Source organism: Gordonia phthalatica (assembly GCF_001305675.1).
Classification (GTDB): domain Bacteria; phylum Actinomycetota; class Actinomycetes; order Mycobacteriales; family Mycobacteriaceae; genus Gordonia; species Gordonia phthalatica.
Map to the genome: position 1 here is coordinate 2,373,339 of NZ_CP011853.1, position 13,629 is coordinate 2,386,967.

At 69.9% G+C, this 13,629-nt stretch carries 9 protein-coding genes; 4 read left to right on the top strand and 5 right to left on the bottom strand.

What is annotated here, in order from left to right; genetic code table 11:
• Positions 1 to 69: 69 nt before the first annotated feature.
• A complete protein-coding gene (locus ACH46_RS11150) occupies positions 70 to 834 on the top strand; it encodes a PIG-L family deacetylase (RefSeq protein ID WP_082399606.1) in 765 nt (254 codons plus the stop codon).
• A 139-nt stretch (positions 835 to 973) separates the two neighbouring features.
• Here ACH46_RS11150 and recD read toward each other — a convergent pair whose 3' ends face one another.
• From recD to ACH46_RS11170, 4 genes are read right to left on the bottom strand one after another with little or no spacing between them, the layout of a single operon-like run.
• Entirely contained in the window at positions 974 to 2,854 is a 1,881-nt protein-coding gene (gene recD, locus ACH46_RS11155) for an exodeoxyribonuclease V subunit alpha (protein WP_062392957.1), read from the bottom strand.
• Positions 2,851 to 6,267: a UvrD-helicase domain-containing protein gene (locus tag ACH46_RS11160; RefSeq protein WP_062392958.1), complete on the bottom strand. Its 3,417-nt coding sequence runs from the start codon at positions 6,265 to 6,267 to the stop codon at positions 2,851 to 2,853. Before ACH46_RS11160 ends, recD begins: the two co-directional genes overlap by 4 nt.
• Positions 6,264 to 9,641 carry an exodeoxyribonuclease V subunit gamma gene (recC, locus tag ACH46_RS11165; protein ID WP_062392959.1) on the bottom strand — a complete coding sequence of 1,126 codons (3,378 nt, stop codon included), beginning with the start codon at positions 9,639 to 9,641 and terminating at the stop codon, positions 6,264 to 6,266. The genes ACH46_RS11160 and recC overlap by 4 nt, the downstream gene beginning before the upstream one ends.
• 57 nt (positions 9,642 to 9,698) lie before the next feature.
• Positions 9,699 to 10,130: an acyl-CoA thioesterase gene (locus ACH46_RS11170; protein WP_062392960.1), complete on the bottom strand. Its 432-nt coding sequence runs from the start codon at positions 10,128 to 10,130 to the stop codon at positions 9,699 to 9,701.
• Between the two features lie 105 nt (positions 10,131 to 10,235).
• Between ACH46_RS11170 and ACH46_RS11175 the strand changes: the two genes are divergently transcribed.
• Entirely contained in the window at positions 10,236 to 10,856 is a 621-nt protein-coding gene (locus ACH46_RS11175; protein ID WP_062392961.1) for a GNAT family N-acetyltransferase, read from the top strand.
• Positions 10,857 to 10,976: 120 nt separating this feature from the next.
• Positions 10,977 to 12,422: an NAD(P)/FAD-dependent oxidoreductase gene (locus ACH46_RS11180; protein ID WP_062392962.1), complete on the top strand. Its 1,446-nt coding sequence runs from the start codon at positions 10,977 to 10,979 to the stop codon at positions 12,420 to 12,422.
• Positions 12,423 to 12,521: 99 nt separating this feature from the next.
• Here ACH46_RS11180 and ACH46_RS11185 read toward each other — a convergent pair whose 3' ends face one another.
• Entirely contained in the window at positions 12,522 to 12,953 is a 432-nt protein-coding gene (locus tag ACH46_RS11185; protein ID WP_062392963.1) for a PaaI family thioesterase, read from the bottom strand.
• 273 nt (positions 12,954 to 13,226) lie between these two features.
• On the opposite strand from ACH46_RS11185, the gene ACH46_RS11190 reads away from it, so the two are divergent.
• A complete protein-coding gene (locus ACH46_RS11190; RefSeq protein ID WP_062392964.1) occupies positions 13,227 to 13,619 on the top strand; it encodes a BlaI/MecI/CopY family transcriptional regulator in 393 nt (130 codons plus the stop codon).
• The last annotated feature ends 10 nt before the right edge of the window (positions 13,620 to 13,629 follow it).

Below are 13,629 nucleotides of genomic sequence, written 5' to 3' on the forward strand. Positions count from 1 at the left end.
CCTCATCGTGAAACCGAAATGTCGGGATGATTTTGCGCCGACGAGTTTACCGGTCGCCCGACGCGTACTGTGAGGAGCGTGTCTGGCACCGCACGTGCGCTCTTCGTTCACGCCCATCCCGACGATGAATCGTTGTGGACCGGCGGCACCATGGCACGCCTGGCGCGGGCCGGCGCCGAGGTGTCCCTCGTCACCTGCACCTGGGTTCGCGGCACCACCCGCCACGGCGAACTGGTCAACGCTGCCCGACAACTGGGCCTCGCCCGCGAGCCGATCATGCTCGGCTACGCCGACAGCTTCGTCCCCGAGTCGGCGCCCGGCGCGGCGTCGTTCATCCTGGCACCGTTCGACGAGCAGGTGGCCGCCCTGGTGGCGCACATCCGTGAACTCAAGCCCCAGATCATCGTCACGTACGACGCCTACGGCATGTACGGCCATCCCGACCACATCCACGCCAACCGCCTCGCCTGCGCCGCGGCCGACGCCGCCGCCGTGGCCGCTTACCACCCGGAGCTCGGCGAGCCGTGGCAGACGTCGTCGCTGTATTTCATCACCATGCCGATGAGCACCGTCGCCGAGTTGCGACCCTTCCTCGCCAACGCCTCGCACCTGCCGATCGACGGCACGCACGCCGACCTGATCGACGTGACCGTCGGCGTCGACGACTGCATCGGATGCAAGATCCGCGCCATCGTCTGTCACGAGACCGAGATGGCACGCAGCGCCTCGATGCAGGACTTCGCCGCGCTCCCCGCCGAGCAGCAGCGGCTGTTCCTCCGCACCGAGGCCTATCTGCGCCGCGACCTGGTTCCGGGCGGCGCGGAACTGGTGTAGCGGCCGAATTCCGACCGCGCGCCCGGGGCGGTGCTCACGACCCGGCCCGGGTCCGATCTCGATGCGCAGGCTCGCTACGCTCGCACGCTCACTCGATCAGCGTGGGAACTGCCAGTCCGAAGTCGATGCGCTCACTCGATCAGCGAGGCCCCACCTCGACCAGGTTCGTGCGCAGGCCCGAGGCGCGGGCGACCCGACGGGCGACCGCGGCGCGCAGCGCGTCCGGGGTCCCGATGATCGTGACCTCGCGTTCGGCGCGGGTGATCGCGGTGTAGAGGAGTTCTCGGGTCAGCAGTTCGGCGTCGGGCGGCGGCAGGACGACCGTCACCGTGGCGAACTGGCTGCCCTGGCTGCGGTGAATGGTCATCGCGTAGACGGGGACGGCGTCGGCCAACTGACTCGGGTGCAGCTTCTTGATCTCGTGGCCTCGTTCGAAGACTGCGGCGAGACTCGTACCGTCGCCTTCGGGGTCGACGATGACGACGCCGGAGTCACCGTTGTACACGCCCTGCGCGCGATCATTGGCGGTCACGAGCAGCGGTTCCCCCGCGTACCAGCCGACGCCGGCGGGCGGGCCGCCCAGGTCGTCAGTGATCCAGCCTGTCACCGTCCGGGACCAGCCGCCGACCCCGTAGGGGCCGTCGCGGTGGGCGCACAGCACTCGGTGTCCACGCAGCGCCGTGACCGCGGCGCGGGCGTCGCCTGCGAGGGCCGCCGACCGCAGGGCCCCCGCCCAGCCGACCGCTTCTCCGCGCACCGCGTCGGCATCGTCGAGGTCGATCAGGCGGACCGGATGGGTGGTGTCGGGGCCGTGGCCGATCAGTTCCAGGACCCGGTCGGCGTCACCGGTGTTGACGGCTTCGGCGATCTCGCCGATGCGGTCGCCGTAGCGATGGCCGCGGCGTAGGGTGATGACGCCGCGGGCGAGCGACGCCTGTTCCGCGACGTCGAAGTCGGCGGTCGGCAGATCCGTGACGTCGGCGAACGCCTGCGGCAGTTCGGCGGACGCCCCGGTGGACGGATCCCGATCAACGAGGTCTGCGAGGACGGCACCGGCCTCCACGGACACCAACTGGTGTGGGTCGCCGACCAGGATCAGACGGGTGTCGGACCGGAGCGATTCGAGCAGTCGGCACATCATCGTCACCGGCAGCATCGAGGTCTCGTCGACGACGACGACGTCGAACGGCAGCCGATTGGCCGAGCCGCGCAGGAAGGTTCCGTCGGGTCGGGAGCCGAGCAGGCGGTGGACGGTGACGGCGGCGGGCTCGCTGCGCAGGGTCTGGTGTTCGCGACGGTACTCGCCGATCGCCGTCTGCAGCTGCGCGGCCGCGCGGCCGGTCGGTGCGCACAGCCCGATGCGGAGATCGCCGTCGAAGAGTGCCTCCATCACCGCGAGGATGCGGGCGACGGTGTACGTCTTTCCGGTGCCGGGACCGCCCGCGAGGACGGTGGTCCACGAGGTGGCGGCGAGGGCGGCCGCGGCGCGCTGGCGGTCGTAGCCACCGGTGTCGCCGTCCCCGAAGGCGGTGTCGAGTGCGGCCGCGAGGATCTGGGCGTCCACCTCGGGACGGCCCGCGGCCCGCGCGTCGAGGATGGTCCTGATGCTCTGCTCCTGCCGGAAGTACTTGCGCAGGTAGAGGAGCGGGCCGTCGTCGGAGTCGGCGAGGGCGAGCGGCCGCAACGGCCCGGACGGGCAGCCGAGCACCAGGTGCGACGACGCGACGGCGTCCCGGAGTGCGGTCGGGTCGGGCCATTGCAGCGGTTCGGCGTCGGCGACGACCGGCGCGATCTCGGCGATGCTGTCGAGCTCCACGCACGTCGATCCCGTCCGGACGGCACGGACCGCGAGTGCGGTGGCGAGCAGGACGTCGTCGTCGACGGGTGCTCCGGACAGTGCTGCGACCCGTCGTGCGACGTGCACGTCGGCGGCGTTGAGCACGCCTGCGCGATTGAACGGGGTCAGCCGGTCGTCGCCGCGGGCCACCCGCTGCGCGCCCCGATCGTCGGTCGCAGTCATCGCGCGTTCCCCTCTCCGTGGGCTCGGCCGTGGGCGGCGAGCAGCTCCGACATCGCGACGGTGAGCGCGGGCGGCAGATCCCACTGGAATACGCCGCAGCCGGGCGGCGTCGACGGTCCTGCCATGCCGCGGACGAAGTGGTATTGAACCGGGCCGAGGTGGCGGGTCGGGTCGTAGTCGGCGAGACGCCACCGCAGGTAGCGGTGCAGCGCGACCGAGTAGAGCAGCGCCTGCAGCGGGTAGTGCGCGGTCATCATCTCGGCGGCCATCGACTCGCGGGTGAAGTCCTCCACCGACAGGTCTCCGGCTCGGAGCCGGTTGGTCTTGTAGTCGACGACGACGAAGCGGCCGTCCGGCAGCCGCAGGATCGAGTCGACGCTGCCGGTCAGGTAGCCGCTGAACCGGTCGGCGGACACCGCTCGCACCAGGTCCGCGTACGGTGCGAGGGGGTCGTCGGCGGGCAGGTGGGCAGCGAGCAGGTCGCCGACTTCGTCGAGACCGAATCCGCCCGCTGCTGCGGACAGCGGAAGTTCGAAGTCCATCTCCGCGAGGCGGTCCTTCGGCTTCACGCTCCAGAGATCACCGAAGCCCAGCGGTGTGGTGAGCACGCCGACGAGAGCGCGGGCGAGAGCCTCGACGTCGATGTCGGCCCCGACCGCGACGGCACCCTGCCGGCACATGTCGAGGATGTGGGCGTCGATGTCGGCGGACGAGGTGTCGACGTGCTCGAGAACCTCGTGGACCAGGGTGCCGAAGCCCGCACCGTACGGCAGCCCGTTCATCAGCGACGGCATCCCTTCGACGCCGGTCGCATCGCCACCCCCGCCGGCCCCCTGCCCGTCTGTCACGGCGGCGACGTCGTCCGGCTCGTCGGGACGCAGGACGTCCTCCGGTTCGCTTCCACTCTCGACGATCGACGCAGGCCTCGGTGCCTCGGCGTGCACGGCGGCATGGGCTGCCGCGACGATCGCCGAGTAGGAGGTCCGTCGCCACTGCCGATCGATGGTCCGACCGAAGGTCGAGACGTCCAGGGCCGGTGCGGCCTCCTCGCCGTCGGCGGCACGCCATCGGACCAGCGTGCGGTCGCCCGCCGGCTCCAGCGCGATCGCCGGACTGCACGCAGCGATCGCCTTCAGCACGCTCACGCACTCGCCGTCCTCGGACAGCATCGGCACGGTGTCCGGAATGGGCGAGACGGTTCCCGATCGCGCGGCGATCCGGCGGTCACCGATGGTGAACAGGAGCCGGTGCAGCGCGCCCCGGGCCGTGGCGGTGCTCGGCGTCCACCACAGCACCACCTGGCTGCTGGCTCGGGTGACGGCGACGTACAGCAGCCGCAGGTCCTCGCCCGCGTTCTCGGTACGTGATCGGTGGTCGCGACGGTGGTATCCGCGCGCCTGTTTGCCGCCGACGTCCAGGTAGCGCGCCTGGTCGTCCTCGTGGAACAGGAAGGTCTGCGGATTCGGATGACTGGCACCGTCCCACCCGAACGGCACGTAGACGATCGGGAACTCGAGCCCCTTGCTGGCATGGACGGTCATGATCTGGACGGCCTCGGTGTCCCGGTCCAGCCGGCGGGTGGCGTCCCGCTGCTGTCCCCATCCGGCGCTGTCCTGGATCTGGCCGCCGAGCCACTCGACCAACGAGGTGACACCGCCGGACGTGTCGACGGCACGTCGATTGCACAGTTCGGACAGCTGCAGGACGTCGGTCATCAGGCGCTCGCCGCCGTCGAACCCGAGGAGACGTTCGGCCGTGCGGAACTCGGCGAAGAGCCGTGCGGCCATCGGCGCGAAGCCGCCGGCGGCGAAGATCCGCCCCAGCTCGGCGAGCGTGCCGGACAAGGTGCCGACACCGGTGTCGCCCTGGTGTTCCAGGGTCTGCGCAGTGAGGCCGATGATCGGGGTCAGCGCGGCCAACCGGACGCGCGGCTGCCGCGACGGACTCTCGATGGCGGCCAGGACGTACCACCAGTAGCGGGCCGCGGGCGTCGCGAAGATCGACGTTCCCGAGGTGACGACCGACGCCACCCCGCGTGCGGCCAGGGCGCGTTGCAGCGGCGCGACGGTCTTGTTGGCCCGCAACAGGACTGCGATGTCGCCGGGCTTCACCGGACGCTCGCCGTCACCGTCGTCGATCAGGGTGCCGCTGCCGAGGACCCGGGCGATGTCGTTGGCGACGTCCTCGGTGACCCGCTCGCGGACGGGCCCGATCAGCGGCGCGGTCCCGTCCTGGGTGGTGGCCGTGAAGTCCCGGCGCAGGAACGCCCGGATCCGGACGGCGGGCGCCCCGTGGATCCGCGAGCCCGCGTGCTCCGCGCGCACCGGGTGGTAGGCGATGCGGGGGTGACCGAGTGTCGCCCCGTCGAACAGGACGCCGAGGCCGTCGACGACCGCCTCGTCCGAGCGCCAGTTCACGGTGAGCCGCCGCTGATCCGATGCCGACTCGACGGCGTTCAGGTAACTGAGCACCTCCGCGCCACGGAATGCGTAGATCGACTGCTTCGGATCGCCGACCAGCACCAGCGGCAGGTGACCGTGGAAGCACAGTTTGACGATCGCCCACTGCTGCGGGTCGGTGTCCTGGAACTCGTCGATGAGGACCGCGGAGAACTGCGCTCGGATCCGGCGGCACGCCTCCTCGCCGATGACCGGGTCGGTCACGATCTCGAACAGTGCCTGCTGGAGGTCGTCGTAGGTGCGGAGCCGAGCGAGCCGCTTGCGGACCGCGGTGTGCTTGCGCGCCTGTTCCGCGATCCACACCCGGATGTCGGACTCCTCGGTGCGCTCGTCCTCCCGGTTCGGCGCCAGCGTGGCCGCCGGGTCGCGGACGGCGGCGATCGCGATCCGTTCGGCGTCCTCGTAGGGCGGTGCCGAGTCCGGGTCGCCGGCGAAGCGTGCCAGGTAGGCGTCGCGCGCCAGTTCGGCGACCATGTCGTCGACGTTCTCGACGATCGGGAACTGCTGCTGCCGCCCGCCGAGGAAGCCGAGCGCCGCGAGCATCCGATTGCAGAAGGTGTGCGTGGTCGCCACGGTGGCGGCGTCGAAGTCCGACAGGGCGTCGCCCAGCCGTTGCCGTCGCAGATCCACCGAGTCGGGGTCGGCGGCGGCGAGGAACGCGACGAGGTCGTCGCCGGAGGCGCGCGCCGCCACCGGATCGGCGAGGGCGGCGACGCACTCGGTGAGGCGCGAGTGCGTCCGGTCGCGGAGTTCGGCCGAGGCGGCATTCGAGAAGGTCGCCATCAGCAGGTCCGACACCGGCACGCCGTCGGCGATGTAGCGGACGGCGAGTGCGACGATCGCGTACGTCTTGCCCGTTCCGGCGCTGGCTTCGAGGACCAGGGTCCGTTCCGGGAGCGGACCGGTCAGATCGAATGCGTCGTCACCGGATGCGGCCGATCGGGGGTCGGTCATCGGTCCTCCTCGTTCTGCAGCAGCGGTCCGAACAGGGCGGCCGCGAGGCGGACGTACATGGCGGTGTCGTCGGCGCCGGGCAGCCACCCCGCCGCGGGTGCCATCGCCTCGACGGTCGGCACCGCGGCGGTCAGGGTGTCGAACGCGACGTCGGCGTCGGGGTCACCGTGAAAGACCAGTCCCGCGTAGCGGTTCGGATCCGCATACGACTTCTTGTAGGCCCATCCCGCACGTTGCAGCGCCGTGGTGTCCTTGCCGGTGCGATTGAATTCGGCGGCGGCGGCACCGGCCGCGTCGAGGGTGAGGCCGACCGGCGACGAGAGTCCTGCATCGCGGAGAGTGACCAGGACGCCCAGCAGGTCCGCGGCGTTCGACGGCGCGTGCAGACGACTGACCTTGGCCGACGGGTAGTGCCCCGAGGCGCTGCCGATGACGATGGCCTCCGACACCTCGTGATCGGATCCGGCGGCGATCGCAAGGAGGCGGATCCAGGCGGCGAGGCGGTGCTTGGGAGCGAGCCGCGAATAACTGACGGGCACCAGCCTGCCCGAGAAGATCTCGCCGACCGTACCGTTCAACCGCCGACCGCCCGGCAGCACGACGCGGACATCGACGGCATCGGCGGAGTCGCTGCGGTAGCCGTGGGCTGCGGTGGCCACGGCCTGCGCCTTGTCGCGGATCGGGGCGAACTCGCGGGCGCCGAACGCGAACGGCGGCAGCGACCCGCGACGGAACTCGGCACCCTGCGCCGCGGCCGGGTCGTCGCCGGCGAGCAGAGCCGCGAGGAAGCGGTTGCCGACGCCCCACCGCTCCAGGCCGTCGAGGTTCACCGCGAGTTCGTCGGAGTGCTCGTCGGCGTCGTCGGGGAGGCCCACACCGAGCCGCTGTCGGGCATAGCCCTCCACGGGCGCGGACAGGAAGGTGATGAGATCGTCGAGGTCGACGTCTCCGGAGACGTCGGCGGGCGGCAGCGTCTCGTCGGAGATGACCGGCGGCCGCGGGCCCCGATCCCGGGTGCGAGTGAGAGCGCTCAATGCCCGCGCTGCGGGCAGCAGCCCGCGGTCGTAGCTGAACGGTCCGCCGTCGGCGTCGACGAAGTTGTCCTCGTCGAAGGCGTGCAGGGTGTGCCGCATCAGCACCGGATTCGCACGGTCGGCGTCCACGTCGAGCACCGTGCGCGCGGTGTCGAGCAGTTCGCTGACGACGGTCGCCGGCGGTGTCCGGGTGCCGGTGAGGGCGTCGGCTCCGGTGTAGAAGACGAGCAGGTTGTCCGTGGCGGCGCAGATCGCGTCGAGGAACACCTGACGGTCCTCGTCTCGGACGCTGCGTTCGCCGACCATCGGCGTCACCTGGAGGATGTCGTCACCGTCGACGGTTCCGGCCCTCGGGTACGCACCGCTGTCCATGCCGAGTATCGCGATCACCCGGTGCGGGACCGCGCGCATCGGCACCATGGTGCAGACGGTGAGTTCACCGGTGCAGAAGTTGGAGCGGGTCGGCCGTGCCCGGAGCAGTTGCCCCATCAGGTCGCGGAGGTCGGCGAGTTCGAGTTCCGACTCGGCGGCACCGTCGGGAATCGTGAGGGCGTCGGTGATCATGCCGACGGCCTGGCTCCGCTGCCACTGGGTGTCGGAGTCGGTGTCGGTGAGCAGGTCCACCGTGCGGATCAACAACTCCGCCCACGCACCGGTCGCATGGCGTCTGGCGACGGCGTCGAGGAGGTCGCTGAGGCGGCCCGCGAATTCGGCGAAGCGGCCGGCGAGGTCGGTGTCGGTGGAGTCGATGCCCGACAGCGGCAGGGCGGTCGCGAGCCACTCGTTCTCCGATTCCTCGGCGACCACGCCGAGGAGGATCCGGTCCAGGCCGGTCTGCACGGTGCCCTGGGGGAAGCCGCCGAGGCCGAAGCGCTGCCGTTGGGCGTCGTCGACGCCCCACCGCACACCCGACCGCTGCACCCAGCCGGTCAGCGCGTCGACGTCGTCGTCGCTGAACCCGAACCGGCGACGGACCGGTTCGGCCGCGACCAGATCGAGGAGGTCGCCTGCGCGGACACGGCCCGCGGCGAGGTCGAGCACCCGCGCGACCACGTCGAGGACGCCGTTCTGAGTGCGGATTCCGCGATCGGCGAGGCGAACGCGCAGGGTGAACGCCGGGTGATCGCCGCCCATGCCCGCCTGGCCGAAGGCACCGCCGATCAGCGGTGCGAAGGTCTCGACGTCGGGGCACATGATGAGGACGTCGCGGGGTTCGAGCGTGGGGTCGGCGTCGAAGAGGTGCAGCAGGCGGTCGCGGAGGACCTCCACCTGCCGTGCGGGCCCGTGGCAGGCGTGCACTTCGAGGCTGCCGTCGGCCGTCACGCCACCGGCCGGGGCGAGCTCGTCACGGCGAATGCCGTCCTGCACCGTGCTCAGGAGGGTCTCCGCTGCCGTCTTCGACGACGAATGGTGAAGGGACGCTCCGATCGCCGGGGCGAGGACCTCGTGGAGTTCCTGGACGTCGCGCGACAGACTCGCCAGCAGCGGGTGACTCGGTCGCAGCACGGCCCGGTTCGACCGTGCCAGCACGCCTGCGCCCGGAGCGGCGTCGTGCACCCGGTCCCAGAGCGTCGGCGACGGATGCGGCAGGTACAGCCCGACCTCGCGGGTGTCGGACAGGGCTTCGAGCACTTCCCGGAGAGTCTGCGGAATCCGAGTGGCACCGAACAGAGCCAGCCGCTCAGGGAGATCGACGACACCGGGATCGCTCCGCAACCGGTCGAGCACCGCGCCGAGGTCCTCCGCCAGGTGCGGGTGGCCGACGTCGTCGCGGACCAGACGCCACAGCCACGGTTGCCACCGCAGGTGCTCGGCGAGCTCCGTGCCGGTGCCGTCGGTGTCGTGTCCGGCCGCCCATTCGGCGATCATCGTCGGACGCTGCCACCCGTATGCGCTGAAGAGTCCCGCGATCGTCGACGCCGTGGCGAGGCGGCGGCCGCGTTTGTCGGCGCCCGTCTCACCGTGTCCGAGGTGGGCGGCCAGCACGCGCAGGTGCGGATCGTCGAGGTGGGCGTCGAGGACCCGGAGCACGGGCCATCGCAGCTGGTCCGCGAACCAGCTCTCGGCGGCGTCGGGATCGACGGAGACGCCGTCGATCACCTGCCGCAGCAGCGAACGCGGCGAGTCGAAGGCGATGTTGGCCGCGATCCCGTCGACACTCCCCGAGCCGGACCCGGTGCCGAGTCGCAGGGACAGCTGCTGACGCAGCCACCGTTCGACGCCGCGTTCGGGAACCGCCACGACCTCCGTCTGCATGGGATCGCGGAGCGGGACCGCAAGGCTCTGGGCCAGGACGTCGACCAGCCGATGCACGTCCTCGGCACGGTGCACTGTCAACACGGCGACGACTCCCCTCTTCTCACACCCGAATCCGCTGTCTCGATCGTCGCGGGCAGGTCAGCGGCGACGACGCAGTTCCACTTCGTCTCCGGTGTGCTCCCGCAGGAAGCCCGCGAGCTCATCGGGTACGGCGACCGGCCTGCCGGTAGCGAAATCGACGGTCGTGCACGTGGTCTCGGCCAGTGCAGACAGTTCGCCCTCGGCCGACCGCAGGCGGTACGCGTAGTCGAACGACTTCCCGCCGATCCGCGAGATCCAGATCTCGACGGTGGCCGGCCGGTCGCTGTACAGCAGCGGACGGACGAACTCGATCTCCTGCCGTGCGATGAAGAACGCGAAGCCCCGCTCGCGATTCCCGAACCACTGGTGCATCGCCCGCACACGCGCCTCTTCGAAAATCCGCGCGAACTGCACGTTGTTGATGTGGTTGAGGGGATCCATGTCGCCCCACCGCAACTGGATCTCGATCATCGACGAGTTCTCCGACATGGCTGCACCCTATCGCTGCGGTCGGACATTCCACCGAGCCGGGGATCCCGACGCGGCCGGGCCGCGTCCCCCGATTCCGCGGGGAGCCGCCGTTAGACTCGGCGGGTGGACATCGGCACCCGACGACTTCGACTGCGCCCCGTGGCGCCGGCCGACGCCGCACTGCTCCGCACCCTCGATGCAGACCCCGAGGTGATGCGCTTCGTGTCCGGCGGTGAGGCGACTCCGCTCTCGTCGATCGTCGACTGGGTGATCCCTCGGTCGCAGGCCCAGTTCCGCGAGCACGGAACCGGACTGTGGCTGGCGTTCGACCGCCGGACCGAACGGATGGCCGGCTGGGTGTGGCTGCGGCTCCCCCGGCATTCCGCCGTCCCCGAACTGGAGCTCAGCTACCGGCTGGCGCGGGAGTCGTGGCATCGCGGTCTCGCGACCGAGGCCGCACGCGCGCTGATCGACCTCGCCTTCACCACCACCGACACCGGTCGCGTCTTCGCGAGCACCCATCCCGACAACATCCGTTCCCAACGCGTCATGCAGAAGCTGGGCATGCGCCTGGCCACCGAGGGACTGCGCCGCGAACAGTTCGACGACGGATTCACCGGACAGGATGTGGAATACGAACTCGTGAGGAACGATTGGGTGCGCAACCGGGTTCCGGGCAGGCATGCCGCGACGGGCCGACATCACCGTCGCGGTGATCCCGGCACCGTCGGGATGCCCGCCTGAGGTCATCGGACTACCGTAGAAAGCCGGGTGTACCGGTGCCGGAACGGCGATAATCCTCGTCACGGCCCTGGCCGCCGACCACGCACCTTCGTCACGAGAACAGAATTCAGGAGTTACTCAATGACCAGCAGCCCTGCCACGAGCCTGCGTCGCCGCCGTCAGGTGGTCATCATCGGCTCGGGTTTCGGTGGCCTGTTCGCCGCGCAGCGCCTCAAGAAGGCCGATGTCGACGTCACGCTGATCGCCAAGACCACCCACCATCTCTTCCAGCCGATGCTGTACCAGGTCGCGACCGGCATCATCGCCGAAGGTGAGATCGCTCCGGCGACCCGCGTGATCCTCCGTGACCAGAAGAACGCCAGCGTCCTGCTCGGCGAGGTCTTCGACATCGATCTGAAGAATCAGACCGTCCGCTCGCAGCTGCTGGAGCGCGTCACCGAGACCCCGTACGACGATCTCATCGTCGCCGCAGGCGCCGATCAGTCGTACTTCGGCAACGATCACTTCGCCGAGTACGCCCCCGGCATGAAGACCATCGACCACGCGCTGGAGCTGCGCGGCCGCATCCTCGGCGCTTTCGAGCAGGCAGAGCTCTCGGACGATCCGGAGGAGCAGGCCAAGCTGCTGACCTTCGTGGTGATCGGTGCGGGTCCGACCGGTGTGGAGATGGCCGGTCAGATCGCCGAGATGAGCGACATCACTCTGAAGGGCACCTTCCGGAACATCGACTCCACGCAGTCGCGCGTCATCCTGCTCGACGCCGCCCCCGCAGTCCTCGCACCCTTCGGCCCGAAGCTCGGTCAGAAGGCCAAGCGACGCCTGGAGAAGCTGGGCGTCGACGTCCGCCTCGGCGCCATGGTGACCGACCTCGACTACGACGGCCTCTCGGTCAAGTACCAGGACGGGACCGTCGAGCGCATCGAGAGCCAGTGCAAGGTGTGGTCTGCCGGCGTGCAGGCCAGCTCGCTGGGCAAGGTCCTCGCCGACCAGTCCGAGACCGAACTCGACCGCGCGGGCCGCGTGAAGGTGGGACCGGACCTGACGATCCCCGGCCATTCCAACGTCTTCGTCGTGGGCGACATGATGGCCGTCGACGGCGTCCCCGGCGTCGCGCAGGGTGCGATCCAGGGCGGCCGGTACGCCGCCGACGCGATCCTGGCTGAGATGAAGAAGGGCCAGACCCCGGAGCAGCGCAAGCCGTTCAGCTACTGGGACAAGGGCTCGATGGCGACGGTGTCGCGCTTCAGCGCCGTGATGCAGGTGCCGATCCCCTTCACCAAGAAGAAGTTCGAGACCGAGGGCTACCTGGCGTGGCTCGGCTGGCTGGCCCTGCACCTGGTGTACATGGTCGGCTTCCGCAACCGCCTCAACACCTTCATCAACTGGTTCTTCGCGTTCTCGACTCGCGGTCGGACCCAGTTGGCGGTGACCGAGCAGCAGGTGTACGCGCGGTCCGCGCTCACGGAGCTGTCGTACCTGGAACGGCTGCGGGTGGCCGAGGCCGCCCGGGCCGAAGCACAGGGCGACGGCGAGGCCGACGACAAGCAGGCCGACAACGCCGGCTGACCGCCCAGACGACGCATCCGCGTAGTTCACCGTCACAAGCGTGGTTCAGAACCAGGCTTCCGACGGCGGACTACGCGGATGCTGTCGTTCGAGGGTCGATCAGGCGTCCGGGAGAGCAGGCATCTCGATGTTCTGCAGGCGGACTCGCGACTGGGCGGCCAGCTTGCCGTCGGCGTCGACCATGTCGATCTGCCACAGCTGCTGACGACGGCCGCGGTGGATCGGGGTGGTCGTGACGGTGAGGACGCCGCTCGAGACCGACCGGAGGAAGTCGGTGTTGTTGTTGACGCCCACCGCGGACCCGCCGATACCGGTCTCCTGCAGCCAGCAGAACGCGCTCACGCTGGCCGCGCTCTCTGCCAGGGCGCAGTACACGCCGCCGTGCGTGATGCCGAAGGGCTGGTGGTGGATGGCGGCGATGTCCAGGGTGCCCTCGACCCGGTCTCCGGTGGCGACCGTGATGGTGAAACCGAGGAGCTTGTCGAGGCCGCGCGCCTGCTTCGCATCCACGGATGCTGCAACGTTTTCCATGATGGGAACATATCGACAACCCGGACGGGCAAGCCAATGGCCCCCGCGCTCATCGCCGAGCGCGGGGGCCATTGTCACGGATCGGGGGTCTCTGCAGCCCTCAGGACTCTCACGCGATCCTTGATACTGAACATAGGCTAACCTTAGTGACGTGTCAACCCCGTCCGGGAACACCGTGCGTCTGTCGTTCGTTGCACTGACGCGAGCGGGACGAGAGTCACCGGGACACGGGATTACACACCCGAAGCTGAGAAAACTGGGAGTCGACGTAGAATGAAGAAGATGAACGGATTGGGCGACCTCGAGCGTGCGGTGATGGACACGCTGTGGGCTTCGGCGACACCGCAGACGGTGCGTCAAGTCCACGCCGAGTTGTCCAGATCTCGGAGCCTGGCGTACACGACGGTGATGACCGTCCTGCAGCGGCTCACGAAGAAGGGGCTCGTCACCCAGATCCGCGACGACCGCGCCCACCAGTACACGGCCACCTCGCCGCGCGAAGATCTCGTCGCGAAGCTGATGGTCGACGCGCTCAGTTCCGCCGACGCTCCCGGCTCGCGGCACGCTGCGCTCGTCTCCTTCGTCGGCCGAGTCGGCGCCGACGAGGCCGCCGCCCTCCGCGAAGCCCTCGACGAACTCGAATCCACCCGCTCCACCCATCGTTGACTGTCCCGAC